Origin of the sequence: Novipirellula rosea, assembly GCF_039541335.1 — a bacterium.
GTDB classification, from domain to species: domain Bacteria; phylum Planctomycetota; class Planctomycetia; order Pirellulales; family Pirellulaceae; genus Novipirellula; species Novipirellula rosea.
This window is the reverse complement of record NZ_BAABGA010000039.1, coordinates 140,270-166,618: the sequence shown is the minus strand read 5'-3', so window position 1 is coordinate 166,618 and position 26,349 is coordinate 140,270. Positions and strand designations below refer to the sequence as shown.

Annotated in this window: 18 protein-coding genes; 12 read left to right on the top strand and 6 right to left on the bottom strand. The window is 55.5% G+C overall.

What is annotated here, in order from left to right; all coding sequences use genetic code 11:
• Nucleotides 1–23 precede the first annotated feature (23 nt).
• On the bottom strand, nucleotides 24–1,466 hold the full coding sequence (locus ABD971_RS16590; RefSeq protein ID WP_345323854.1) for a hypothetical protein: 1,443 nt from the start codon (nucleotides 1,464–1,466) through the stop codon (nucleotides 24–26).
• Nucleotides 1,467–1,776: 310 nt separating this feature from the next.
• On the opposite strand from ABD971_RS16590, the gene ABD971_RS16585 reads away from it, so the two are divergent.
• A complete protein-coding gene (locus ABD971_RS16585; protein WP_345323852.1) occupies nucleotides 1,777–4,164 on the top strand; it encodes an alpha/beta hydrolase family protein in 2,388 nt (795 codons plus the stop codon).
• Between the two features lie 19 nt (nucleotides 4,165–4,183).
• A complete protein-coding gene (locus tag ABD971_RS16580) occupies nucleotides 4,184–5,422 on the top strand; it encodes a CehA/McbA family metallohydrolase domain-containing protein (protein WP_345323850.1) in 1,239 nt (412 codons plus the stop codon).
• A 159-nt stretch (nucleotides 5,423–5,581) separates the two neighbouring features.
• On the opposite strand, the gene ABD971_RS16575 is transcribed toward ABD971_RS16580, so the two are convergent.
• The gene (locus ABD971_RS16575; protein ID WP_339945965.1) at nucleotides 5,582–5,782 is read right to left on the bottom strand and encodes a hypothetical protein; all 201 of its coding nucleotides are present in this window, start codon (nucleotides 5,780–5,782) and stop codon (nucleotides 5,582–5,584) included.
• 1,027 nt (nucleotides 5,783–6,809) lie between these two features.
• Here ABD971_RS16575 and ABD971_RS16570 point away from each other — a divergent pair.
• Both ABD971_RS16570 and ABD971_RS16565 read left to right on the top strand, forming a co-directional pair.
• Nucleotides 6,810–8,696 (top strand): patatin-like phospholipase family protein, encoded by a 1,887-nt coding sequence (locus ABD971_RS16570; RefSeq protein ID WP_345323847.1) that lies wholly within the window; start codon nucleotides 6,810–6,812, stop codon nucleotides 8,694–8,696.
• A 157-nt stretch (nucleotides 8,697–8,853) separates the two neighbouring features.
• On the top strand, nucleotides 8,854–9,975 hold the full coding sequence (locus tag ABD971_RS16565) for an FAD-dependent oxidoreductase (RefSeq protein ID WP_345323845.1): 1,122 nt from the start codon (nucleotides 8,854–8,856) through the stop codon (nucleotides 9,973–9,975).
• 157 nt (nucleotides 9,976–10,132) lie between these two features.
• Here the strand turns inward: ABD971_RS16565 and ABD971_RS16560 are convergent, their stop codons facing one another.
• The 3 genes from ABD971_RS16560 to ABD971_RS16550 form a co-directional block, all read right to left on the bottom strand.
• On the bottom strand, nucleotides 10,133–11,677 hold the full coding sequence (locus tag ABD971_RS16560) for a GTPase family protein (protein WP_345323843.1): 1,545 nt from the start codon (nucleotides 11,675–11,677) through the stop codon (nucleotides 10,133–10,135).
• Nucleotides 11,674–12,849, bottom strand: coding sequence for a YcjF family protein (locus ABD971_RS16555; protein WP_345323840.1), 1,176 nt, complete (start codon nucleotides 12,847–12,849; stop codon nucleotides 11,674–11,676). Before ABD971_RS16555 ends, ABD971_RS16560 begins: the two co-directional genes overlap by 4 nt.
• A 164-nt stretch (nucleotides 12,850–13,013) precedes the next feature.
• On the bottom strand, nucleotides 13,014–14,453 hold the full coding sequence (locus tag ABD971_RS16550; protein ID WP_345323838.1) for a Gfo/Idh/MocA family oxidoreductase: 1,440 nt from the start codon (nucleotides 14,451–14,453) through the stop codon (nucleotides 13,014–13,016).
• Nucleotides 14,454–14,889: 436 nt separating this feature from the next.
• Between ABD971_RS16550 and ABD971_RS16545 the strand changes: the two genes are divergently transcribed.
• The 3 genes from ABD971_RS16545 to ispG all read left to right on the top strand — a co-directional run bounded on the left by ABD971_RS16545 (nucleotide 14,890) and on the right by ispG (nucleotide 19,082).
• Nucleotides 14,890–15,780, top strand: coding sequence for a serine/threonine-protein kinase (locus ABD971_RS16545; RefSeq protein WP_339945957.1), 891 nt, complete (start codon nucleotides 14,890–14,892; stop codon nucleotides 15,778–15,780).
• Nucleotides 15,781–16,063: 283 nt separating this feature from the next.
• Nucleotides 16,064–17,800 carry a hypothetical protein gene (locus tag ABD971_RS16540; RefSeq protein WP_345323836.1) on the top strand — a complete coding sequence of 579 codons (1,737 nt, stop codon included), beginning with the start codon at nucleotides 16,064–16,066 and terminating at the stop codon, nucleotides 17,798–17,800.
• A 145-nt stretch (nucleotides 17,801–17,945) separates the two neighbouring features.
• Nucleotides 17,946–19,082, top strand: coding sequence for a (E)-4-hydroxy-3-methylbut-2-enyl-diphosphate synthase (gene ispG, locus ABD971_RS16535; protein ID WP_339945954.1), 1,137 nt, complete (start codon nucleotides 17,946–17,948; stop codon nucleotides 19,080–19,082).
• A gap of 120 nt (nucleotides 19,083–19,202) precedes the next feature.
• Here the strand turns inward: ispG and glmM are convergent, their stop codons facing one another.
• Complete coding sequence (gene glmM / locus ABD971_RS16530; RefSeq protein ID WP_345323834.1) at nucleotides 19,203–20,555, bottom strand: phosphoglucosamine mutase; 1,353 nt, start codon at nucleotides 20,553–20,555, stop codon at nucleotides 19,203–19,205.
• Nucleotides 20,556–20,845: 290 nt separating this feature from the next.
• Between glmM and ABD971_RS16525 the strand changes: the two genes are divergently transcribed.
• From ABD971_RS16525 to ilvE, 5 genes are all read left to right on the top strand, one after another.
• Complete coding sequence (locus ABD971_RS16525) at nucleotides 20,846–22,663, top strand: phospho-sugar mutase (protein ID WP_345323832.1); 1,818 nt, start codon at nucleotides 20,846–20,848, stop codon at nucleotides 22,661–22,663.
• 248 nt (nucleotides 22,664–22,911) lie between these two features.
• Nucleotides 22,912–23,976 carry an ROK family protein gene (locus ABD971_RS16520; protein WP_345323830.1) on the top strand — a complete coding sequence of 355 codons (1,065 nt, stop codon included), beginning with the start codon at nucleotides 22,912–22,914 and terminating at the stop codon, nucleotides 23,974–23,976.
• A 145-nt stretch (nucleotides 23,977–24,121) separates the two neighbouring features.
• The gene (locus ABD971_RS16515) at nucleotides 24,122–24,550 is read left to right on the top strand and encodes a 3-hydroxyacyl-ACP dehydratase FabZ family protein (RefSeq protein WP_339945949.1); all 429 of its coding nucleotides are present in this window, start codon (nucleotides 24,122–24,124) and stop codon (nucleotides 24,548–24,550) included.
• 31 nt (nucleotides 24,551–24,581) lie between these two features.
• Nucleotides 24,582–25,421, top strand: a complete 840-nt coding sequence (locus ABD971_RS16510; RefSeq protein ID WP_339945947.1) for an enoyl-ACP reductase FabI — start codon at nucleotides 24,582–24,584, stop codon at nucleotides 25,419–25,421.
• 61 nt (nucleotides 25,422–25,482) lie between these two features.
• A complete protein-coding gene (gene ilvE / locus ABD971_RS16505) occupies nucleotides 25,483–26,343 on the top strand; it encodes a branched-chain-amino-acid transaminase (RefSeq protein WP_345323868.1) in 861 nt (286 codons plus the stop codon).
• Nucleotides 26,344–26,349: the final 6 nt, after the last annotated feature.

Here is a 26,349-nt window from a genome sequence, read left to right as displayed (position 1 = left end):
GATCAATTGTGATTTTTGAACGTTCACTGTGCCACCTCCTTGACTTGCAACAACGACTTGATGCCGTCCATCAGAACCGTTTCGACTTCCGGAGCCACATTGGACGCCGCTTGGCTTGTCTCGTAGCCGCCTTGACTATAAGCGTCGGCGGTACCGATATAGCCGGGACCGTAATCGCCGTAAGCCGCCATCGCAACCTTCAAATCAGGCCGCAACGCCTTAGCCGCCAACTGATATTCAACAAACAATTCCCCGGGCATATGCAACACGCGAACATCGCCGACCGATAGACAACCAAGATCGATCTTGTGACCATTTTCACACCGCAGCAGCCACGCCAATTCGTCGGGCGCTCCCCAATAACTGACACCGTCCCATTTTGACACCCCGTCGGCCAAGGTTTGCCGATCAAGGTGTTTCGCGGGCGGAAGCGCCGCTCCCACGCTTGTCCAATTCACATCGTCCGGGCCGATCGCAAACTTTTCGGTCGACTGCAAGGATTGCTGCATGGCGTTGGCGACACGTTTTGCCAAGATCAAACGGTTCGGCTTCGAACCGTCGTTGTACTTACCAGCACCGATGTTACCGCCCGCACCGTTAAAGTGAACGTACAATGGTCCTGGAGCGTCTTGGCTGCGAAAAAATCTAGCGATCCCGGGAAAATCAGGGCTCGGGATTCCCGTGCGATAGTAACTTTGCGGATGGCAGGCGTAGTAACTCAGCACGGCCACGGCTTTGTCACCATTCCAAAACGACAGTGAACTGAGCACTGGGTCAATCGTCCCCACCGGCTGAGCGCGTAACTTGGCATCGCGAGTTGCGGTATAGCGAGTCGCTACGACTTTCCCGGTCTCGTCTTGCAGTCGACGATTCGAGGCAACCTCTTTGACTTCGGCGGTTCCATAACCAGCGTGCGTTACGGGCTGGGCCGTTTTCAGCGACGCATCGATGGCTGTTACCAAACGGTCAATCACCCGGCGTGCAAACGTTCCATCGTGAGCCCCCAAATCCGAGACTCCGACCTGGTTCAGCAGCGATTCGGCACCAAAATCACAACGGGGTGCATCATGTTGATGCAGCGTGTGAACGGCAACACGTGACGGTGTAGTTCCCGCAGCTTTGGCGATCCGCTCGCGAAACACATCCTGGCTTTGGTTACCGATCCCGATCCAATCGACCGCACACAACACAATCGGTTCCCCGGCCCCCATGATCACGACCCCGCGGCACCGCAACCCGAGTTCACCATGTTCTTTGACTCGATCATACGCCATCATGAATCCGACTGGCGGCGTGGCATCAATGTCAAACGTGGCTACGGAAAGCCTCTTCTTCGCTTCGCGATTGGGTTGAACCGAGTCATTGCCATACGACTGCGGAATGCAGTGGGCCGCTACGGTTAACCCCAGAATCAGTGCGATCGACAGGTTACAAAATGGAGATCGCAAGAATTTAAAACAGTTCATTCATTCACACTTTCGCGAGGTGGGATCAAGTGTATAGAGCGAGCAGGATTGTCGCCGGGCAGGTTTGTTGCTGGGCAGGGGGGGATTGATTGTATACGTCCAAAATACGCGGCACAATTAAATCCGGCATGACTGCCAATGTAGCAGATGGTATTGGCCGCAAGTCGCGGGGAAGCGAACAGTGAGGACAATGAAACGCAAAAAATCAACAAAATTTCATTCTACACACGGCTACTTTTGAATGATGTAGAATGACTGTCAAGACTTCAAACCCTCGCTCGCCTTCCCACCGACAAGTCTATAGATGCGAATGTCCACTCGCGTTTTGATTGTTCCCAAAAACCGCCTCGCTATGCTTTGTGCCGTTTGGTTGATTGGATTCACCATCGCGTCCGCCGAGGACCACAATACCACTAGGGCGACGGCAGAGCTACAAACGCTGCCGGACACGCAGCCGCTGTTACTCGAGGAACCACTTGACGAGTGGATGGTGCGTGGGATCAATCGCTTTGCCGAGCGTGAATTGAGCCGATCCAGCGACGGACGCCAGCGAAATTGGCATCGCGATTATGCATCCGAAGACCGCTATTTACAAAGCGTTCAAGCAAACCGAGAGCGATTCGCCAAAATCATTGGCGCGGTCGATCCCCGTGTCGATCAGCCGACGCTTCAGATGATCATCTCGCAAGACGACTTTCAATCACCCGCTCCGATTTTGGCAAGCTCTACTGAGTGCATCGTCCGCCATGTCCGCTGGCCCGTGATGGACGGCGTCACCGGCGAAGGATTACTGCTGTCCCCTAAAGGGCAAGAACTCACCGCCAGCGTGATTGCGATCCCCGATGCCGACTGGAGCCCGGAAGCCTTGGTGGGATTGACGGCTGATTCCGATGCCAACCCCTTTGTGCTGCAATGGGTCCAACAAGGATGCGAGGTGTTGGTTCCCACTTTGATCAATCGCGATCACGAATTTTCAGGGAATCCAGCGGTCGCGTTCACAAACCAACCTCATCGCGAATTTGTCTACCGCACCTCGTTCGAAATCGGACGCCATGTGATCGGTTACGAAGTGCAAAAAATCCTTGCCGCAGTCGATCACTTTGTCGCCCGACGCGAATCCCAGCAGCAGCACCGACCGATCGGCGTCGCAGGTGTCGGCGAAGGCGGCTTGTTAGCATTTTATGCCTCCGCGATCGATACGCGAATCGAATCCGCTATGGTATGCGGCTATTTTGACAACCGCGAACAGATTTGGCGTGAACCGATCTACCGTAACGTGTGGAGCTTGCTGACCGAGTTTGCCGATGCTGACATCGCCTCGCTGATTGCACCACGACGTCTGACGATCGAAGCATGCGGCGTTCCCGAAGTCGATGGACCGGCTGCGGTCACGCCAGGCCGAAGAGGCGGAGCGGCCCCCGGACGCATTCGTACCCCGCCGCTCGCCACCGTACGCGACGAATTCTCTCGCGCGAGGTCGCATTACCAAACGCTGGGCTGCCCCGAGAAAATCGAATTCGTGGCAAGCGACAAAGGAACAGGCCCCGCAGGCAGTATTCCCGCGGTAACCTCGTTTTTAACCGGACTGAAGTTGCCCGCAACACTAAAAGCGCCCGAAAAACTGGTGCCCCATTTACCGCTGGTGGATGCGTCGGCTCGGCAGTCACGTCAGATCGATGAACTGGTCGAGCGGAATCAACGACTCGTCCGCGACAGCCCGCGGATTCGTGATCAGCACTGGGGAAAAGCGAATCGCAGCACCGTCGAATCTTGGATTGAAACAACCCAAGCGTACCGTGACGAATTTTACGACGAGGTGATTGGACGACTTCCGCACGCAAAGCTACCGATCAACCCCCGTTCTCGGTTAATGATTGATGAAGAGAAGTTTAAGGGATACGAAGTGGTGCTGGATGTTTTCGAGGACGTGATCGCTGGCGGTATCCTATTGTTGCCGACCGATTTGCAGCCCGGCGAGCGACGCCCGGTTGTTGTTTGCCAACACGGACTCGAAGGCACCGCCCTTAGCACGTTGGATCAACGCAAGGATCGATTCTTAGAACGCGGCTTTGCGGCCGAACTTGCGCTCCGCGGTTTTATTGTCTATGCACCACAAAATCCTTATCGTGGCGGCGATGCGTTTCGTGAAATCCAGCGAAAATCCAATCCGCTGAAGCGATCGCTGTTTAGTTACATCATCCCTCAACACGAACGAACGCTCGAGTGGATTTGTACGCTGCCCCATGTCGATCCCGATCGGATCGCGTTTTATGGCATCTCGTACGGAGGAAAAACCGCAGTGCGGGTGCCCCCTTTTGTCCCACAATATGCATTGTCGATTTGTTCCGCCGACTTTAATGAGTGGATCGGAAAAACGACCAGCAACCTCTATCGGGCTAGCTATGTCTTCACCGGCGAATATGAAATTTGGGAGTGGAACATGGGAAACGTTGCCAGCTATGCCGAGCTTGCTTGTATGATGACTCCCCGCCCATTCATGGTCGAGCGAGGACATCGAGATGGTGTCGCGCCGGATGAATGGGTGGCAGCGGAATATGCTAAAGTGCGGCGTCATTACGACGAACTCGGACTCGGCGATTCCACCACGATCGAATTTTTCAATGGTCCCCATACCATTCGTGGGCTTGGAACTTTTGCATTTCTACACAAACACCTGAATTGGCCCGAACCAAAGTAACATGCGAAAACAAAGTATTATGTCGAAACACTGGATCCTAGCGAGTTTGTTTTTTCTTGCCTTGCCACTGCATGTAGCGGCACAAGAGTCCTCTAACACGGATCCCGCGGCTCGATGGTGGAAGGGCAACCTGCATACGCATTCGCTGTGGAGCGATGGTGACCAATTCCCCGAGATGATCGCGGATTGGTATCGCCAACGCGACTACAATTTTCTCGCGTTGACTGACCATAACGTGCTGAGCGAAGGCATGCGCTGGATGGCGGTGTCCGCGATCCACAAGCGAGCAGACGAGGGCATACTGGATCGTTACCGAGATCGTTTCGGAGACGCATGGGTGGAAACCCGAGGCGAAGCGGGCCAAAAAGATCACGAAGTCCGACTGAAGCCGATGGACGAGTTTCGCTATCTCGTCGAGGAAACGGGCAAATTCATTTTGATTCCTGCCGAAGAAATCAGCGATAAAGCCGAGGGCAAACCGGTTCACATTAACGCCACCAATTTGGCCGAAGTCATCAAACCGGTCGGTGGCGAAACCGTGCGTCAAGCGATCGAAAATAACTTGCGTGCGATCCTCGAGCATGAGAAGAAACATGGCCGCGAGGTTCTGCCTCACGTAAACCATCCTAATTTTCATTACGCGATCACCGCCGAGGACTTGGCCGCAGTCGTATCGGAGCGTTTTTTCGAGGTCTACAATGGACACCCCGGTGTGAATCATCTCGGCGACGATGATCATCCCAGCATCGAACGGATGTGGGATATCGCCAACGCGATTCGTCAAACCTCGTTGGACATTCCGCCGTTGATGGGAATCGGCACCGATGATTCACACGAATATCACGGCAAGGCGGGTTCGCGACCAGGACGCGGCTGGGTGATGGTCCGCAGCAAGTACTTGACTCCCGAGCATTTGATTCGGGCGATGAAACGTGGCGACTTCTATGCGTCCAGCGGCGTGACATTATCCGATGTGCAATTCAACAAGGAAAGTCAGACATTGTCGCTCGCGATAGAGACCGAGCCCGATACGAGTTACGAGACCAAGTTCATTGCCACGCTCAAAAAGGGAGACGGCGTGGATGAACATCGCATAGGAGCGGTGGTGGCGACCAGCGAATCGGCGACGCCCGAGTACAAATTGACGGGTGACGAGCTTTATGTGCGAGCCGTCGTCACCAGCAGTAAACCGCCCGTGGATCCATCGTTCAAAGATCAGAAGCAACAGGCGTGGACCCAACCGGTCGGCTGGGAATAAGCAGGCGATCGTCGCCCCCAAAAAAGTGGTCGCAAAAAGGTCGTCGCAAAAAAAAAGCAAAACCCCACGAATCCGTTCGTGGGGGATTTCGCATTTGCCGACACCTCATCCTTGGCGACATCGTGATGAGCGGCCGTGGTGTCGTTTCCAGCGCTCCGTCTACCGCCCCAACTGCTGCGGATCCATTGCATCGTGCAATGACTGAGGACTCGCAAATTTTGACTGCGAATCTAACAATGCTTGCAGCTGGCAGTCGATCCAATCGACCAGCTCCTTCTTTGCTTGCGAATTGGGCAAAACATCGATTTCGAATGTCGAGGTCTTCATACCCCAAAGATCGCAGGGCGGTGTTGTCTTCATCGAATCAAGCTCCTTCGATAATTGTGCGTCAATTCCCTTGCTCTCGCTCACATCCATCCCTGAAAGATTAAAGAGAGATAACACACCTGTGGTCGAATGATTACATCCGAATCGTTTGGATTGCCACATACGATTGCGTTCTCGTTTGCAGCGACAATCCAAACACGATGCGGCAAGACGCGGGCGAGATTCCCTTCACCCGTCGCTTGCCACTGATGAATGGAATTATCTACCGACAAGATTGACCTGCCAAGAGAGATCTTTTCCGAGCACGACGTATCAGCGGTAAACCGCCCGCCCCCGCTATCATAGAGTGCCACGGCAAGGCCGCCACAAGTGCTCTGGCGAATCTCTCAGCTACGCTTACATCAAGCCGTGAAAACCTCATAGTCACAACCTTCCTCCCCAGAGCCGCTTGGGCTCGAGTCCGTAGGGTCGGCTCAGCTAATTCGATGATCGTGTAGCGCCGGCGAGGAGACCTGCTTGCATAGCGGAACCCGCGTGTGAGTTACGGGAGACATGGGACGTGGGGACATGGGACGTGGGGACATGGGACGTGGGGACATGGGACGTGGGGACAGGGGACAAGGGGACGAAAGTCTTGACGACTTCCGCTACGCTAACAAATGCACAAACTCGAAAAGAGAAAATGATTTAAAGCGTTGGTCAAAGCGGCTAACGACTTAATCTGTCTTCAATGTTTCACGAGTGAGAGCGTCCGAGCAAGTGGAGACACACTGTAAGCCTTGATGCGGGGCCGGGCCTCACCCGGACGAGGCCAAAAAGGGACGGTCCGACCGCTGTCAAGCTACAGCTCAGGAGAGGTGCCTTGTGCGTACAGTCATCTCATCACGCTGAGGCTTAATTTCTAGATATAGTTTGCGTGAGAACCATACTTCGCCGGATTCTTCAAAATCTTTTTTCTGACTTTTCCCTAACGTCAGTGATTTCGAACACAATGAAGTGATTGACAACCGGCGATAATTTGATCATACGCCGACGCGTGGTCGGCGGGAGAGACGACATCATGCTAAAAGAGATATTGCAATCAAGCCAACTTTGCTGTGGACTCAATGACGTCCATGCTCAGCAGGTGATCGACGCGTGCCAGTTGATCGCGTTTCGCAGCGGCGATGTCGTGTTTTCCGAAGATGATCCTGGCGACAGCATGTTTATTGTGGTTAAAGGTCGCGTAAAAATTGAAACAGCATCGCCTGCAGGGACCGCTCGTTTTATCGATCATCTCGATGTCGGCGAACATTTTGGTGAAATCTCGATGCTGACCGGCGGTCGCCGAGCGGTGATGATGACGGCGGTGATGGATTGCGAATTACTCGAACTAAAACAAGATGCTTTTCAGAAGTTGATCTTGTCGGTCCCCGGTTTAGCCGCCAACGCCTGTCGCACGCTCGGTTTTCGGCTTCGCCGAGAAACGCACGGACAACAACGACGCAGTCGACCTCGCGTGATCGGCTTGGTCAACCAACACTCGGGGACGATGTTTTTCGCAGCGTTGGTTGCCAGAGCACTGGCGGCCGAAGGGGATCAAGTTTGTGTGATCAGCGAAGAAGCCACTCGAGTGGCCACATCCGATTCATCGTCTTTCCAAAGCTGCCGCATTCCCGCGGACTTAAGCGGCAGTGAAAAGTCCGAGTGGGTTCGCAAGTATGTGCTCGACCACCAACGTCGCGAGGATGCCACGCTGGTAAATCTTTCTCCGGCACTGTCGGTGGAAACCTTCGCTGCGATCCTGCCGCAATGTGAACAGGTATGGTGGTTGGTCACTCCGGACGACCTGGGCCAAGCGACCTATCGACTGCACACGTTGCTGCAAGCTCAACCCGTGCTGGCGTCGCGGATCTATTGGATGTGGTTGACGCAGGACGCGAAGCAGCCGCCAAGCGTCCCAGAGATCGCCAGCCCGTTGGCTCAGCCTGACTTCAAAATCAGCTTAGACAGTAAGCCTCAAGTGGCCTCGCGGCATCACCGGCAGAGTCTATCACGACTCGTCCGTCACGTTCATGGCACGCGAATTGGTCTGGCATTGGGCGGTGGTGCGGCGCGGGGCCTTGCGCACCTGGGAGTACTGCGGGCGCTCGAACGCGAGGGCATCTACTTCGATCTGATCTCGGGTACCAGCGCCGGCGCTTTGGTGGCACTTCCCTACGCGTTCGGCTGGGAGATCGAACGGACAATTCGAACATTCAAAGAAGACCTGACGCCAGGTTGGTTTTTTCGGCACCTGCCGCGAGGGAACCAGTGGTTTATGGCGACCAAATTTTGGACCGGCGGCTGGGAACCGATGCTTCGCAACCACTTTGGGGAGGTCCAGCTAGATCAGTTACAGATTCCACTGAGCACGGTTGCAGTTGACTTGGTGAGCGGCCGCCAAGTCATCCGCGATCGTGGCGACGCCGTGGATGCGGTGCTCGAAAGTATCAACCTACCCAAAATTGCTCGTCCAATTCTGCGTGACGGAATGGCGTTGGTCGATGGAGGCATCTTTAACAATGTGCCGGCCGACTTGCTATTGGATCGCGGTGCGGATCTTGTTGTCGGAGTCGATGTGGCAGCAAAATTGTCACCTCAATTCGCTGGCAGTACCCCGTCCACGCCGACCGAGGAGATGCGTCGCCCCGGGCGTTTAGAAACACTGATGCGAGTTAACGAAGTTCAAGATCACGAGATCACCGCATTGCGTACCAAAGCCGTTGATCTGATGATCGCAGTCGATACATCCGCGTTTGATTTTGCCGATTTCACTCGCGCTCCCCAATTGGCCGAGATGGGAGAGATCGCTGCGGAGAAGATTCTACCTCAGTTTCGCCAATTGTTGGCCGAGCAAAAGGAGTCCGAGTCGGTGGGGGCTTCGCGGTTCACCTGTGCTTTGCCCCGCAGGAGTGTTGCCGGCTAGGTGTTCGCCCAGACAAGTTGGGAAGACATCACTAGCCCTAATAACAAAACGGCCTGGGCATGTGATGCGGCCTGAATGAATGTCGCCGATGCATTTGATTACGTATGAAGTTTTTGACCGTTCACAACCCTCTCGCGTCTGATGGAATAGTCCAATTTTGAATCCTCACTGCATCGCCCTGCTCGGAATCGGGCACACGAACGCGGAAGTAGTTCGTCGCTGGATCGATTCGCCGATCCCGAACTGCCGCTTGGTTTGCATCTCGAAGTTTCCGTTTACCACCTATTCGGGGATGTTACCTGGGACGTTGGCGAATCAGTTTTCGATCGACGAGATGCAGATTCCGCTTGGGCCGCTTGCAGAGAAGGCAGGGGCGGAATTGATCTTGGACGAATGCATCGGGCTCGATGTCGAAACTCAGACGCTGCGTTTTGCAAATCACGCACCGTTGACGTTCGACGCACTCTCGATCGGGATCGGTTCGATGCCCGCTGGCTGGGACCAGCACGAATCGCCCAGTATCGTTCCGATCAAACCGATGCAAACGTTTATTGAGCGATTCAGCCAACGCGTCGTTCAGTGCCAAGACACAGCCAACCGGCCTCCGAAAATTGTGGTGGTCGGCGGCGGTGTTGCGGGAGTGGAAATTGCCTTTTGCGTTCACACCCGCTTAAAACATCTGTTTCCAAAGCAGCCCGTTTCGATTGAGATTGTGACAAGTGGCGACGAGATTGCGGACGGATTGAGCCCCCATAGCGTTCAACGGTTACGAGACTTGTTGGCTCGGCGATCGATCGGCGTGACCACTGATTTTCGGGTTGTCGAGGTGAATCAGGACGAAGTGGTCGATCCGCACGGCAACCGCCAACCGGCCGATGTGGTGCTGTGGGCGACCGGCGCCGCTGCGCCACCGCTACTGGGAAAACTGAACCTGCCGACCGACGATCGAGGTTTCCTGGCGACCGAGCAAACACTTCGTACCACCGCCGACGGCCCCATCTTCGCGGTGGGGGACAGTGGAACGATCCTTAGCGACCCTGCGCCCAAAGCGGGTGTGTTCGCGGTCCGCCAGGCTCCGGTGTTATGGAAGAATCTGCATGCAACCATTAATGCAACAACACTTAGCTGTTTCACACCGCAAAAAGAGTTTTTAAAAATCTTAAACACCGGCGATGGCCGAGCACTGCTGCAGTACAAAGGCTACAGCTTTCATGCGAGTTGGTGTTGGCAGCTGAAACGATGGATCGACGAACGGTTCATCCAGCAGTACCAGTTCTGACCGAGTCTTGGCCGAGACGTTTTAGGGCACGCTTGAAACTCGTGACGCAATCGAGGCGAAAAACGCGTGTATCATCCAGCCATCATTCGCGGTTAGTGCAACTCACGCGTCAGTGTGGGATCGTTCGGTGAACGTTGACGAAAGTCTGAACAAAGCACTAGCGGACCGATTTGAGCAGCTGGAAGACTTGGTTTTTCAGAGTTTTAAATCGGTCTTCGCTCAATTTGCGATAAAACGCTTTCAAGATTGCCGCGCCGTGTCCGTGGTCCAAATGGGCCACCATTTCCGAAACGACATCGTCAAGCGTTCCCGAGTCAATCGGGTGTTCGGTTCCGGTGTAGACGCACGCATACCCCGAGATTTTGTCACCAAACAGCTCTCGGGCATACTGCACCGCCGCCGCCATCGACTCTTCTTTTAGCGTATGCGGCTGCCGCCAATTATACGGGGGATCCCATTCGCGAACCGGTCGCAACAAATCGATATGCGTCAGCACGACGATCACGGCCGGAGGCTTCAATCTGCGAGCTTGATCATAAACCGCTGCGACTTCATCGAGCATTTGTCGATCGGCATCCCGCGCCGACGAATTGGCGGCCATTACCAACATGATGATGTCCGCAGTCTTCGCCGCTTTCTGGATTTCAGCTAATTGGAAGCGACTGACGTCAGCTTCGTCATACCCCGGTGTATCGAGTAGCGTCACCTCGCTTGCCGACCCCGGCACACTGTATTGGTGCCGCGTCACGCTGCGTGTTTCCGGCAACACATTGGTGGTTGCGACTTGGTTATGCAGCAGTGCGTTCAGTAGACTTGACTTCCCCGCGTTGACTTGCCCCATCACCGCAATCGTGGTCGACAGATCATCGAGGTCATCGATCGAGGTTTCGCCCCGATCAAACTCATGAGCGATATCTGCCATCTCGGAGAACTCCGAGCGATACAGTCGCGATCCACTCCGCAAGCGACCGCTATACATTTCGATCAGGTAGTAGCCAAGTTGGCGAAGAAACCGCTGATAGAAACCGCGAATCAATTCGTTTTGCAATTCGACGGTAACATTGGCCGATTTTCGCCACAGCGGATACGCCAACATTTTGGCGGGATTCAGCACCGCCGAACCCACATAAACCACCTTTTGCACGACATCTAACGCGTTGACCACTTTGGGTAGCCGCTTGATTTGACCGATCGTCGCCAGATCGCTGCCGGGGATCGACGCGAGCACCCATTGTTCGAGATCCTCGGCCGCCAAATGAATCACAGCCAAAATTTCCACCAACGTCAGCGGATGAAAAAGCTCGTCGCTGGTTCGGTTGTGATAGTGTTTGGCCAAACGCTCGGCCAAGATTTGGGCGTCGCGAATGTAGCGGTTGAAATCCATGATCGATTGTGCGTCGATGTCTTGCACTTCTCGCCGATAGTCTTCGACAATTCGGATCGCCGAACTATCTTGCGGCGTCCAAAAGTCGGGAGCCGACAAGGGTTTGCCGGAGAAGGAACGGTGCACTTTGGGCGGCTTCCACACCTTTCCAATCAACCACGCGGCCCCCCACATTCCCGGCAGCAGCCACACGATTTTGTAAAACCAACCGGTCTGATAAATCGCAAGCGATCCGACGGCAAGATAACATGCCACCGGCAACGTCCAAAGAATGAACAGCACGACAAACCGGAAACTGATGCCGCGAATCCAGTTCATTTGGCTCTCCACAGTTCATGGCCCCGTTTCAGTTCTTCCGCGAAGATCTCTTTCAACTGATCCGAACTGGGCACATGGCCTTGCCGCAAATCGGCAAAGTACCAATCCCACGACATGCCCAACGCATAAGTAAACGCGAACGAGGTCGCTGCGCCGGCGGCGATCCCGACCCAAGGGATAAATTTCAAAATGCCTCGCATCCCCAATCGCACTGCGACACGGGTGCCTGCGGCACTGCTGAGCACGGCCCATCGTGCCGGTGTAATCTCTTGGTCGTAGATTTTGGCAAGCTTCATTGCCAAATGGGTTTGGATGCCAAGCACGATCGGGATATCGACCCAAGGCACGGGCACAGCCCCCGCCGTGCCGGCCAATGCGCTGGACGCCAACACCTGCCAACGAGCACGGGTTTGTCGCGACGAGGCGTTTTCGGTTTCCGTGTCGTTGAGTGTCAGGATTGCTTGGCGATACGCCAGCGGCAATTGGTCCAAGATCGCATGTTTCAACCGGTCGCCGCCAAAATTAGGATCCGCAAATCCGTCCTCCAGCTGCGTCAGATCGACGGGGATCACGGCATCATGCAATCCCGCGAACTGACTGACTTTTTCCTGAATCAATGCTGGCAACGGATCAGGGACCGGCGGGGTTTTCGAGTCCGCAACGTCTGCGTGCGCAAAAGGATCGGGGCCATCGGACAAATCGAGCCCTCCGGTCACTTCGTGCAAACAGGTCAATACCAACATGATCGGCCGATGCGGTGACGCTTTGCGAATCCGGCGTAGCGGTTCGATCACACGATGCAGCGCATGGTCCGCGATGCGGACCGTGACAATCATCAGCTGGGTCGAATCGGCGGACGCCGCGATATCGTCGCTCGGGTCGTAGTTGGCTTCGGCAAGTCCGCGTGTATCAAGAAACGACAGCAGCGGTTCGAGCGAATCGGGGAAATCGAACCGCCGCGAAGTCTTGGTCTCGGGCCGATAGCCTTCGCCGATCGTCGCGTCTTCGGCCCCAGTCAAAAAACGCACGACCGAACTTTTTCCGCTCCCCGTTTTTCCAAACAGCCAAATTGCGGGCACGGGTGTCTTGTCACGAATCTCTTGAATTTGTTTTTCGTAGACCGCGTCATCTTCAGGACGTCCGCTACGCCAATTCCATCGTGCCAATGCCATTCGTGCCGCGTCGATTCGTGTGCGTGCTATGAGAAAGAAGGGTCACTGGAAATTGTAATGTAAACCGCGGGATCTTTCGATTGGGGCGACTGCCGATCCGGCCGCCGCGATGGCCCTAAACGTAGACCATCGCAGCAAAATCGAAGCCAACCCATGCCGCAGCGTTACGCCAATTCCGGCACTTCGTAACCGGTTCGGTATTGGCGTTTCAGCAACGCGTTGCCCGCTTCGGCATGCTCGCCGACGAACTGCTCGGTTTCCGGATCCAATTCCAAGATCGGGCTGAGCTTGATTTCGTCACTTTCCATCGGGATGCCGTGCGCGGACAAGTGCGTATCCATCTCATTGAGCAACGATTTCCACAGAGGTGAATCCAACTGCGAGGCCGCAGCATTGGTGAAGTTTTCACCCGAGCGGAAAGCGATGTTGGCAAGGTTACACCAACCGGTGCTGTCGTTACCGAGTTCGACTTCCGCGTTCAGCGAGGCACGGTCACGCGTTCGGACCGCATCGATGAAGTTGGCTTGGTGCAAGACGTCACCCGAATTGCCTTTGAATTCTTTGATCATTTTGCCTTTATCATCGTAGGCGGCTCCGCGACCACGTTGACCTTCGTAACGACCGCCCTCGCAATAAGCGATGTAACCGCTGCTAGGGCCGGGGTGCTTCGGACTGCTCTTGGAACCCGGCGCCGAAGGCAGATTCGACAATCCGATCACGACCGGGATCGATCCGGTATCAAAGTAGGCAAAATGCACGTTGGGCGTTTCGCCAGCATCGTTCAGCGCCACACGGCCTCCGCCTCCGAAGACGCGGGTGGGCAGCGCGACCGAGTCTTGGAAGACGTTATTGCGACAATCGTCCAACACGTGGACGCCCCAGTTGCCCATTTCGCCGGATCCGGTATTCCAAACCCAGTGCCAATCGTAATGCAAGGCTTTGCGATAGATCGGCTCGTCTTGTGCTGGGCCGAGCCACAAGTCGTAAGCGACGTTCTTGTCAATTTCCAGCGGCGTGTCACGTTTGCCAATCGAGGGGCGGATGCCATAGCGGTTCACTCGAGCAGACGTGATTTCGCCCAGTGCTTTTTCTTCGTGCAAGAATTTTTTGATCTCCGCCTGCATCGGGTCGGATCGTTGCTGGGTGCCGAGTTGGCAGATGCGATTGTACTTTCGCGCCGCGGCAACGGTTTGGCGACCTTCCCATTGGCTGTGCGACAAGGGTTTTTCGACATACACGTCCTTGCCCGCTTCCATTGCCCAAATTGCGGCCAAGCAGTGCCAATGGTTACAGGTAGCGACGACAACCGCGTCGATCGAATCGCTGGCGATCAGATCACGAAGATCGCTCCAGCCTTGGGCCTTGGGGAATCGTTCTTTGGCGAGCCCGAGTCGTTTGGAATCGACATCGCAAAGTCCTGCGATGTTGACCCCGGGGACCTTACTGAATTGGCTCATCAACCCACCGGCGCGACCGCCACAAGAGATGAAACCGACATTGATTTCATCGTTTGCGTTGGCGGCACGCAGGGTTCGGGGAGCGATGGCGGTGGTGACCCCGGCAGCCAGGCCGGCGATCAAGGTTTGGCGTCGATTGAGTTTCATATTAGATAATTCCAGGGTGTAAAGGAGCTGGTTAGAGCGTAAGTGATGTGTGTTGGTGAATTGTGTTTCCGCTACGGGGGGCGATTTCATTGTAATGCGTCGGCATCGCCGTGAGTACAACGCCCATGAACCTTGGAAAGCTGTGACGAATATTCGGACTACGTTGGTCACTTGCGCAAAAGTAGGGCTCTTGGGGAACAGGATTCCTGTGACAGCTGCCTCGATCGTGACGATCATTTGGCTTAGTGCACCACAGATCCGCGAGGATGCGGAATCCGCCGCTGATAAACTGGCCGCGAAATTACGGATTCCTGTGCACGCCACTGCAGCTGGCTCGACTGATTTACGCGTATTCTCGGCAGCCGGCCTGGACTCGTTTCGCCCGGACACAGGCCTGCAGCCTAGGTGACGCCCCCCGCTTTTGATGAAAGATGCCATGGAACCTTCCTTGAGAATTTTCGACGAAGAAACGGGGAACCCAAAATCACTGCGAATCGGCAGCCGGTTGGACAAATACCGGATTGTCAGCCGTCTTGGCGAAGGGGGGTTCGCCACCGTCTATGCGGCCCATGACACGATCGAAGACCGACGCGTGGCGCTGAAAATCCCCGACACTCGCTATGTCGCGAACACCCAATCGGTCGACGATCTGAAACGCGAAGTGCGAATCATGGCGAAGCTGCGGCACCCGGGGATCTTGGAACTGAAGGACGCTCGGTTCGTCGAAGGCCATTTCGTCATGGTCTTTCCGCTGGGAGAACAAACGTTGGCGGATCGGCTCAGTCGCCGCTTGGCTCGCGCCACCGCGGTCGATTATTCACTGCAAATGATCGATGCGGTTGCCCATGCCCATCAACAACGTGTCCTGCACCGAGACATTAAGCCCGATAATTTCATTCTGTTTGCGAACCAGACGATTCGGTTGACCGATTTTGGCTTGGCACGAATCCAAAGGAACGGGAAACATGTCTCGGCATCGGGCACGCTTGGCTATATGGCTCCCGAACAAGCCATGGGGCACCCTGGGTTTCGCAGCGATGTTTTTTCGCTCGGCTTGGTGCTGTACCGCATGCTGTCCGGCGAACTGCCGGACTATCCATTCGAAGCCCCGTTGCCGGGATACCAAAAACTTCGTCGCGGATTGTCTAGCGATTTTGTCGCCCTGATTCGCAAAGCCATTGATCCGGTGCCGAACCGACGTTTTCGTGACGCGATCGCGATGCAGAACGCCGTCAGCCGGATTCGCTACCCGCTGAGCGACCGCAGCATCAGCCAACTCGGACGCACCGAGACAACATCACGGATCAGCCAACGCCGCGCCGGTTGATCACGACTTGCCGCTTTTACGGCAGTGGTGAGCACTGGTGGAAATGGCACTTTCGGCTTTGGCACTAAACGGGTCGCATTTGTAGCGGAGCGGCGCTGGCCCTCGCTCGGTCAATTTCGAACGTTTTATTCGCTGCAACCGGACGGCTCGCGCCGCGAGCGCTACCCAAAGTAAATGGCATGGGATCCAATGGCGATGCCCGTCGCCCAATTCGACTGGGCTTTTCACGGCGTCTGCGCTACAATCCAGAGACCTCTTCGGATCACCGTCTACTGGATTTCTCATGTCGCATCGCAATCGCACGCTCCTGCTCCGCTCGGCAAGCAGCGTTTTTCTTTTCGTGTTCGTTTTGACGACGTCGCGTCCTGCAGTGGCCCAGCGTGGCGAGTTGATCGAAAGTTTGTTTCGCACGATTGCCGAAGCTCAATTGGAACGAGAGCAACGCAATCGGTTGCCGACGCAACCGCCTCCGCCGACACAACCGAGCCAGCCGCGTCCGGGAAATCCGAATCAGCCCACGAATGTTGAAATCGCTCCCTCGCCGTTTCCCAGTCGTGCGGATGCCAACCGCGCCACCGCCGCCACGCAAGTCCCTCGGATCAACGTCCGCAGTCGTGAAGCAGCCGATTTTGCTCAAGAATTGGTCGATTTCTACGTCACGGTTGACCGCTTGGTCGTCGATCTACGCGAGCATTCGGTGCGCAATCCCAGCATTCGCCCGTTGTTGCCACAAGCGTATCGGATTGCAGCCGACGCTCGCACGCTGATCCAAAGCTGTGACAATCTCGCCTCGTTGCAACCGATTGCGTTGCCGTATGCCGAATTGGATTCACGTTGGCGACAATTGTCGTTCAGTCTGCGTTCACTCGACCAACTTGACAGCGAATGTTCGGCTTCGATTCGGCGTGCCGACCAATTGATCGCATCGATGGAACGCCGTCTGAATATCGGGCCTCAATTCGATCGCACGCAACTTCGTGACTTGATGATTGTCGCATCAACGTGCATGGAAACGCTGATTGATGATTTGCAGTTGGCAGCGATCTCCAGCCGTGATGCCGAAACCTTGACGCACGATTGCCGATTGTTGCAGCAGAAACTTCTCAGCCAAGCAAAATCGGTCGCCGAAGGCAGCTACGAGGATGTAGTGTCACGATTCACCGAGTTCGTCGGTCAATGGAGTCCACTGGGTCGCCGCGTCGCCGCGATCAACGATCGACATCTCAATCGGCGATTGGATCGGATCCGCGATGTTGCGAATCAAACGTATGCGCTGCTTTGGATTCCGCCGCCGACCAGTGCGGTGGATGTGCGTGCGGCTTCGGTCCGTCTGGAATCGAGCGTGGGCAATATTTTGGACCGGCTGACGCTGCGATCGATGGTCGCACTGAATCCGTCCGAGCAAATTCGGGTGATGGAATCGAGTCGCCGGCTGTACGACCAATGTCGGCAACTCGAGACAGCGACCGCGCGGAATGCGTCGATGCGTGATTTGGCGACGACATTCAAAAAGATCGATGCGGACTGGAACTCGCTGCGTGCTTCGTACATTCAAATGGGAACGGTCCCCAACAGCGCGATTGTCGAAATCGACAGCGTTTGTGAGCAATTGCGACAAGCATTGAACGTCTCTGCGTCGAGCGGCACCCCCGTCGACTTGGCTAGCTTGGTTCAGGCCGCAGCATCGCTGGAGGGTCATGCCGAATATTTGGACGCCGATGTGCAGCGTTTTAGCCGCTATATCACCTCTCAAAGCCGCCGTAATTCGCTGGTCGATGGTTCCAAAGATTTCTATATTCATGCAAAACGACTGCATGCTCAGTTAAATTCACGTGCGGATTTCGGTGACTTACAACGGGAAGCGAGTCATTTGATGGACGGCTGGGAGCAATTGAGCAGCGAAATTAACAATTTGCAGCGAAACGGCGTCCCTACGCGATCGGCCGAAGCGATGCAGCGGGCACATCGCGAAATGGTCCCCTTCGTCGCCCAATTGGGCGCCGCCCTGTTACAGCGGTAATGCCCGCTTCCGGACTTACACAGCAACGACTGTACTACGACCCTCCCCCCCGCCTCTTGATATTGGCCAACTACTAGGGAAAACGGCAGGCATCCGCTATGGTATCCGCTAGCCCTGCGTCCAATTCCAGCTAACCAAAACGAAGATGACGATTCAACGTAACCCTACACGCGGCGTCCAAATCGGCTCGATCACCGTCGGCGATAACCATCCGATCGCAGTCCAAAGCATGACCGCGACCAAGACACAAAATATCGATGCCACCGTCGCGCAAGCCGAAGCGCTTCGCGAGCAGGGCGCCGGCGTGGTTCGCATCGCGGTGGATAGTGACAAAGATGCCGAGGCGCTGGCGGAAATTCGCAAACAGACGACCGCGAACTTGGCGGTCGATTTGCAAGAGAACTTTCGTTTGGCCGAAAAAGTCGCTCCCTACGTCGACAAGATTCGCTACAACCCCGGCCATTTGTACCACCATCAACGCGACAAACCTTGGCAAGACAAGGTGCGGTTTATCATCGATCAAGCGAAAGAGCACGATTGTGCAATCCGCATTGGCGTGAATTGCGGCAGCATGGATCCCGCCAAAAAAGAGAAGTACGATCCTGCGGACTCGATCACCCCAATGATCGAATCGGCACGGGAACATTGTGAATTGGTCGATTCGCTCGACTTCACCCGTTACGTCGTTTCGCTCAAAGACAGCGATCCACGAAAAGTGATCGAAGTCAACAAACGGTTTGCCGAATTGCGCCCCGACGTCCCGCTGCATCTCGGTGTGACCGAAGCGGGCATGCCGCCCGATGGAATCGTCAAAACACGGATCGCTTTTGAGCAATTGATTGGCAAGGGAATCGGCGACACGGTTCGCGTCTCGCTAACACTGCCCAACGATCGTAAACCCGAAGAGATCGATGCGGGCCGCTCGATCGTGCAAGACATCTATAGCGGCCGAGTACGCAGCGTCGTGGTGTTTGATGATTCGTCGCTGAATATCATCAGTTGCCCGAGTTGTTCACGGGTCGAAAACGAAGCGTTCATTGAATTGGCCGCCAGCGTCAAAGAGATGACCGAATACGCCAAAAACCATGCGATCACGATTGCCGTGATGGGATGCCGCGTGAACGGTCCCGGCGAAACCGACGATGCCGATCTCGGATTATGGTGCGGACCAGCGAAAGTCAACTTGAAACGAGGCACCGAGGCGCTCGGCGCCTTTGGCTATGACGAGATCCTGCCCAAGCTAAAGCAAGAACTCGACGATCTAATCGCCCGCAAAGGCTAGTCGATGGAGTGAGCCGTGGGCCGTAAGGCACCCGGTAGTGCGTGGGACTCGGCCGCTGACGCGCGAGCGGCTCAATAAATCAACAAGCCGTTGACGAGTTTCGCTACGGGGAGAGTTCGCTTACGCGATCTCGGCCAATTTTGCCGCGGCGTTATCGCATAACGAACGGGCTTCGGTCTCGGATTCCGCTTCGGCAATCAAACGCACGATCGGCTCGGTGTTGCTGCCGCGGACCAACAACCATTTGTCGGCCCATGCCAATCGCAGCCCGTCACCGGTGCTGGCACTTGCATCGGGGTGGCTCGCGACCAGCGTTTCAAATAGTCGCGGCAGCTTGTCTGCGGATACTTCGGCCTTGGATTTGTGAATGTGCAGCTTTGGCAATCCGTCCGCTAGTTCCGCCAAGCTTTGACCGGTCGCGGTCATCAGATCCAACACTTGCGCCATCCCGACAAAGCTGTCGCGAACATATCCGACTCGCGGATCGATGGGACCGCCATTGCCTTCGCCGCCGTATTTCGCGTGTTTCGCGATCATCATATCGGCGACATTGGCTTCGCCAACGCTGCTGCGAAACGCCTCGACCCCTGCATCGGCTGCCAATCGCTCACTCATCCCGCTGGTCGCACCGTTGATCACGATCGCACCTCGAGTTGCTTCGTGTTGCATCGCGAGTTTGACACACAGTGCCAAAGTATATTCTTCGCCAATATAGCGGCCATTGGCATCGACCAACGCTAAACGATCAGCATCAGGGTCCTGGCAAAATCCGACGCTACAACCGTGCTGGCGAACTTGTTCGGCAATCCCCGTCAAATTGTCGGCTGTCGGTTCGGGAACATGCGCAAAATTGCCGTCGGGCGTGTCGCCCACGATCACCGCGTCACACCCGAGTGCGGCGAGCAATCGCTTGCCAAGCAAACCGCCTGCCCCATGATTGCTGTCCAGCAACACGCGGTGTTTTGCCTTGACGATCGCGTCGACATCGACGGTCGCCAGCACCATATCCAAGTGATCGGCATGCGGATCCGACTCGGGGGTTGCCGATCCAATCTTGTCAAACGAGCACCACGCCGCTTCGCCCGCCAGATAGGCGTCGCGAATCGATCCGCCGGTAACGGCATCCAAGACGCGTCCGTCGGGCCCAAACAGTTTGATACCGTTGTAGGGCGGAGGATTGTGACTAGCGGAAATCTGTACAGCTCCCGCAGCGTTGCGTTGACGCACCAACACGCCGACGGTCGGTGTCGCCGCGACATCGGCATCGATGCAATCGCGACCACAGGCGGTCAACGCGGCAATAATCGCTTGCTTCAGCATGATTCCGCTGCTGCGACCGTCGCGACCGACCACGATCGGTCCTGCGGGCAATTTCGAGGCATAGGCCCCTACAAAGCGAACCGCGACATCCGGCGTCAGCGACTCGCCCACAATACCCCGAAGCCCACTGACACTAATGATTAAATCGCTCATGAAGGATAGTCTGATGAATGAGAAGGAAGAGTGAAACGAAGCGGGTTAGTTTTTGTCGCCCCACGTTGCCAGTGACCCTGCAAAACAAATAGAATCACATTCTTGCAAGGAGTATCCGCGAGGGTGCGTCAGCCAAAGGTGCCGATTCGTGCCCCGCACGCTATTCATGTAAAACGAAGCGTTGGTTTGACTGACACGCGTTTTAGTTTGATTAGCTTAACTGCGAAACCAGCATGTCGGGCACCCTGCCACTGTTTTTTTGATTACTGAATACTTTTCCGGAGCGATTCGTGCAAGAACTACTATCCGCTGTTGAAACCGCTGCGAGCGAGTCAAAGATCAGCAAGTCTGCGGCCGGCCACATTCGTTCATGGTTAACCGAAGATCGCTACGCCCCGTACCGCGAGGAAGTGGCCAAACACATCCGCGAACAACAGTGGCAGAAATTGGATGATGTTTTTTGGACGATCATTCCGTTTGGTACCGGAGGACGCCGCGGCCGGATGTATCCAATCGGCTCTAACGCGATCAACGCCCGCACGATCGGTGAAAGCGCCCAAGGATTGGCCAACTACGTCGTCGATTACGCCAAACGCCAAGGACGCAGCGACGCATTGTCGTGCGCCATCGCGTATGACACTCGGCACAAATCACGCCACTTTACGGAACTGTGCGCCGGAATCATGGTCGCGGCAGGAATCAAAGTCTACTTGCTTGACGATTATCGAGCGACGCCGCAATTGTCGTTCGCGGTGCGTCACAAAAATTGTGATTGCGGAATCATGGTGACCGCCAGCCACAATCCGCCAAGCGATAACGCGGTGAAGGTTTACTGGTCCAGCGGAGCTCAAGTGTTGCCGCCGCACGACAAAGCGATCATCGAACAAGTGATGTCGTGCCAAGAGATCAAGGCGGTCCCATTTGCCGAAGCTTTGGCCGATGGACGCGTCGAAGTGGTCACCGACGAAATTGATAAGGCGTTTCTCGACGCCGCTGCAGCCCAGGCGTTTTCCGGACCGCGTGACGCTAAAATCCTGTACTCGCCGCTGCACGGTGTTGGTGCCGCCGCCGTGATGCCCCTGCTAGAGCGTGACGGGTTCCAGAGCGTCGAAGTCTATGGGCCTCATGAAGAAAAAAGTGGCGACTTTCCTAACGTTCCGGGACACGTCTCGAATCCCGAAAACAAAGCGGTCTTTGACGAACCCATCCAATATGCCCAGTCCAAAGAACTCGACCTGATCTTGGCGACCGATCCCGATTGTGACCGGCTCGGAGTCGCCGCCCCCAAGACCACCGATTCCACAGGCCCATGGGGCACCTTTGACGGCAACCAAATCGGGTCACTGCTTGCCGACTACGTGCTCAGCAAACGCGAAGCCGCTGGAACGTTGTCCGCGGACCACTACGTTGTCAAAACGCTCGTCACCAGTGAACTAATCCGACGTATCGCCGAGGATTACGGCGTCCGTTGTGTTGGCGATCTGTTGGTCGGGTTCAAATACATTGCCGAAGTCATCGATCGCGAAGGTCCCGACCAATTTGTGTTCGGCACCGAGGAATCGCATGGCTATTTGGTGGGACAATACGCACGCGACAAAGATGGTGCAGTCGCTTGCATGTTGATGAGTGAATTGGCAGCCGAATTGAAAGCTCAAGGCAAATCGCTGCACACACGTCTGGCCGATCTGCACCAAAAACATGGCTACCACAAGGAAGCATTGATCAACTTGGTGATGGAGGGCAGCGAAGGCATGGCGGCAATGCAGCGGTTGATGAAAGCGTTCCGTGAAACGCCACCAAAATCGCTTGCAGGAATCGCAGTCAAGCAGATCCGCGACTATGGAAGTCAAACCAAGTTGGATGTCGCCAGCGGCGAGAAATCGGCACTTTCCGGCCCCAAGGGTGACCTGATCATTTTGGATTTGGACGAGGAAGGCAACTACGTCGCGGCGCGTCCAAGCGGCACCGAGCCGAAGATCAAGCTGTATGTCTTCACGCGAGTCTCGCCAGAGGATTCGCAAGACCTCGATGCGGCTGGACAAACGATCGTCAAACGACTCGAAGGCATCGAAAGCGACATGCGAGCGTTCGCGAAACAAAACAGCTAACGCCGCGGCGGCCGCAGGAAAGCGATGTCCGCGTTGCCACATCGACACTAGCCCGCCGTTTTTTGCGGTGCGGCAGTGCGGCGGTAAGGCGATGCGGCACCGATCTAATTTGAACATTTTACTCGCGCCAACCGGGCGGATCGCGCCGCACCGCTACTGTTCGCTGGTATTCTGAAGGTGGGCTCCGCGTCGTTTCGTCCAGCGTCCGCGTTTTTTCGCCTGGCGAATGTTATTCAGGAGGGTTCACCGTGAAATATTTTGTAGGGATCGATGTAGGTGGCACGACTTCGACGGTCGCGATCGGGAACGAGAACCACGAGATCCTAAAAATCTCTGATCAATTTCCGACGCGGTCCAGTGAAGGGCCTCAGGCGACGGTCGACGATCTGCATGATGCAGTGATCAGCGAGCTTCAGCATCTCGAGGGCACGATCGCCGATGTCCAATCGTTGGTCATTGCTACTCCCGGTCCCGCCACGCTTGATGGCGTGTTGTTGACCACCCCGAATTTGGCGCATCCCGATTGGGTCAATTTTGGAATACGCGAAAACCTGCAAACGCGGTTATCGCAAACCGGAGCCCAAACCCCGGTTCGCTACCTTGGCGACGGTCAAGCTGCGGCGCTGGGCGAGTATGTGATACGCACCGAAAAAATGCAGTGGAACGACGCCCCCCCGATCGATCCGAACGATCATCAACCCGACAAGCTTGACTCGTTGTTTTTCTTGGCGGTTGGCACCGGGCTGGGCGGTGGCGAAGTGTCGCGAGGCAAAGTGGTCCGAGGTCGCGAAGGCCGTGCCGGGCATGCGGGACACGTATTCCTGCCGTACGACGCGTTTCGTTACGATCATGATCGTCAACTCAAAGTCGGAAATGCCTACAGCTCAGCCGAGTCCGCAATTTCATTGACCGCGTTAACGCATCAGCTTGGTTACCGATTGTCGCTGCCACAATGGAGCGATCATCCGCTGAATTCGCTTGATTGTTCGATCAAGGATAAAGCCAAACAGCTTCGTGAACTTGCCTCGTCAGGCGATCCGTTGGCGATCGAATTGTTTGATGACCAAGCCGCGGCACTCGGCGTTGCCATGTTGATGATCAACTACATCGGTGACTACGATCTGCTCGTTATCGGCGGCGGTGTCTGCGATTTGTCCGACGAACTGCGTCGCCGGTATGTCAAACAAGCCGAACTGGCCTATTATCGCCACGCCCTTGATGGATTCCGCAACCTTTCCGGATTGGCGTTTTCGCAATGCGGTGACCAAGCGTCGGTGATCGGGGCGCTCGCCGAAGCGTACGAACTGGTTTAAAGTCTGCTTGCTTGAAATACGGTGGTTTCATACGAGCGATCCCCCCCTCGGTTGCTTGTTTTGCATCCTGACGCTGCTTCTTCGGTCGTTATGCCCCGAAAGCAGCCCCCTGTTTATTCGTTGCCCCCCCTTTTGTTGCTTCTTCATGACTATCGAACAAATTGAGAAATTGATTCCGCATCGCAAACCGATGCGACTTGTCGACGAAATTGTCTCGATGACCGAGACCGAGATTGTGTGCCGAAAAACGTTCAGCGATGACGAGTTTTTTGTACAAGGCCATTTCCCAGACCATCCGATCGTGCCTGGCGTGATCCAGTGTGAATGCTGTTTGCAGGCCGGGGCAATCCTGCTGGCTCAAATTGCCGAGATGGCTGAAGGAGCGGTGCCGGTGGCAACTCGCTTAGACAATGTCAAGTTCAAGAATATGGTTCGGCCGGGCGATACCGTGGAAATCCATGCCAAATTGGATGATCACGTCAGCAATGCATTTTTCTTGACTGGCAAAATGCTACTTGGCGGGAAAGTCACCGCACGATTAAACTTCGCCTGCACCGTTGCCAACCCCGGCTAACCAATCCGCCCCTCCACTCTTAGACGCCGCTGTGAATTCGACCCGTCCTAACGAACCCGTTGCCGATTTTTTGTCTCTCCGTGATAAGACCATTTTGATCATGGGCGTGGCCAACAAAAAGAGTGTGGCATTTGCCATCGCAAAAGTCCTGCGTGCCGCCGGCGCCAACGTGATCTACAGCGTACGAAGCGAATCGCGAAAAGAGAGTCTCAGCAAATTACTAAGTGGTGAAACCGTGTTGGTTTGTGATGTCGAGGATCAAGCTCAAATTGATCAGCTCGCGGCGACGCTTGAGGCAGACGGGGTCACGATTGATGGCTTGGTCCACTCGATCGCGTTCGCCGATTATCCCGAAGGCATCCGGCCGTTCCACGAGACCACACGCCGCCAATTCCTGCAGGCGGTCGACATTTCCGCCTATTCGCTGATCAGCGTTTGCAACGCACTACGTGACCGATTTGCTAAAAATGCCTCGGTGGTCACGATTGGGATCAGCACGACGCGGATGGCGAGTGAGAGTTACGGGTTTATGGCACCGATCAAGGCCGCACTCGAATCGTCGTTGGCGTTTCTAACCAAATCCTTTAGCCGATTCAGCGAAGTACGGTTTAATGCCGTCTCGGCAGGACTGTTGAAGACAAGTGCGTCGGCCGGCATCCCAGGCTACGTCGATTCCTACCTATACGCTGAAAAGGTCATCCCGCGCGGCCGGGCGGTCACCACGGACGAAGTCGCCAATACCGCCGCATTTCTGCTCAGCCCACGCAGCAGCGGTGTCGCGGCCCAATCGATCGTCGTCGATGCCGCCATGGAAATTAATTATTTTGATGCCGAAGTCGTCCGCGCTGTCACGGCTCAAGATATTGATTAGCATTGCCGCCGTGCCGAACGCTTTCTTCCCCTTTACCTACCCCCCCTCTGCTCTCGGTTTTATGAATCGCAAAATCTATATCAATGGCCAGTACTTTGACCGCGAAAACGCCAAAATCAGCGTTTTTGACCATGGATTGCTCTACGGGGATGGTGTCTTCGAAGGCATGCGAATCTACAGCGGCAACGTTTTTCGTCTGCAACAACACCTCGAACGACTGTGGGAATCGGCTCGCGCGATCGCATTAACGATCCCCATGTCGATCGAGCAATTGACCGACGATGTCAACGCAACGGTCAAAGAAAATGGACTGACCGATGGTTATATCCGCCTGATTGTCACTCGCGGGGCCGGACCGCTCGGGCTCGATCCGTTTCGCTGCGTCGATCCGCAAGTCATCATCATCGCCGACAAAATCACGCTGTACCCTGAAAGCCACTACACCGAGGGACTCAAACTGGTGACGGCATCGACGATCCGCAACCATCCGGCCGCACTGAGCCCGCGAATCAAGTCGCTCAACTACCTGAACAATATCATGGCCAAGATCGAAGGTCTCAATGCAGGCTGTATCGAAGCCGTGATGCTGAACCACAAAGGCGAAGTCGCTGAGTGTACCGGCGACAACATCTTCCTGATCAAAAATGGCGTTTTGACGACACCCCCAATCGATGCAGGAATTCTCGAAGGCATCACACGGAACGCCGTTTTGGAACTGGCCGTCGCTGCAGGAATCGAGACTCGCCAAGCTCCGATGACACGCCATGACATCTACGTCGCGGATGAATGCTTCTTGACCGGCAGCGCCGCCGAGGTGATCCCCGCCGTGCAAATCGACAATCGCAATATCGGTGATGGTAAACCAGGCCCCGTGACCCTGCAATTGAACGAGGCGTTTCGCAAATTGGTTCACCAATCGTAATCACGG

Coding starts and splice junctions, on each gene's coding strand:
- ABD971_RS16515 (WP_339945949.1), top strand. CDS start 24,122: ATGACTATCGAACAAATTGAGAAATTGATTCCGCATCGCAAACCGATG.
- ABD971_RS16590 (WP_345323854.1), bottom strand. CDS start 1,466: ATGAACTGTTTTAAATTCTTGCGATCTCCATTTTGTAACCTGTCGATC.
- ABD971_RS16580 (WP_345323850.1), top strand. CDS start 4,184: ATGTCGAAACACTGGATCCTAGCGAGTTTGTTTTTTCTTGCCTTGCCA.
- ilvE (WP_345323868.1), top strand. CDS start 25,483: ATGAATCGCAAAATCTATATCAATGGCCAGTACTTTGACCGCGAAAAC.
- ABD971_RS16540 (WP_345323836.1), top strand. CDS start 16,064: ATGTCGCATCGCAATCGCACGCTCCTGCTCCGCTCGGCAAGCAGCGTT.
- ABD971_RS16570 (WP_345323847.1), top strand. CDS start 6,810: ATGCTAAAAGAGATATTGCAATCAAGCCAACTTTGCTGTGGACTCAAT.
- ABD971_RS16545 (WP_339945957.1), top strand. CDS start 14,890: ATGGAACCTTCCTTGAGAATTTTCGACGAAGAAACGGGGAACCCAAAA.
- ABD971_RS16560 (WP_345323843.1), bottom strand. CDS start 11,677: ATGAACTGGATTCGCGGCATCAGTTTCCGGTTTGTCGTGCTGTTCATT.
- ABD971_RS16575 (WP_339945965.1), bottom strand. CDS start 5,782: ATGAAGACAACACCGCCCTGCGATCTTTGGGGTATGAAGACCTCGACA.
- ispG (WP_339945954.1), top strand. CDS start 17,946: ATGACGATTCAACGTAACCCTACACGCGGCGTCCAAATCGGCTCGATC.
- ABD971_RS16550 (WP_345323838.1), bottom strand. CDS start 14,453: ATGAAACTCAATCGACGCCAAACCTTGATCGCCGGCCTGGCTGCCGGG.
- glmM (WP_345323834.1), bottom strand. CDS start 20,555: ATGAGCGATTTAATCATTAGTGTCAGTGGGCTTCGGGGTATTGTGGGC.
- ABD971_RS16585 (WP_345323852.1), top strand. CDS start 1,777: ATGTCCACTCGCGTTTTGATTGTTCCCAAAAACCGCCTCGCTATGCTT.
- ABD971_RS16555 (WP_345323840.1), bottom strand. CDS start 12,849: ATGGCATTGGCACGATGGAATTGGCGTAGCGGACGTCCTGAAGATGAC.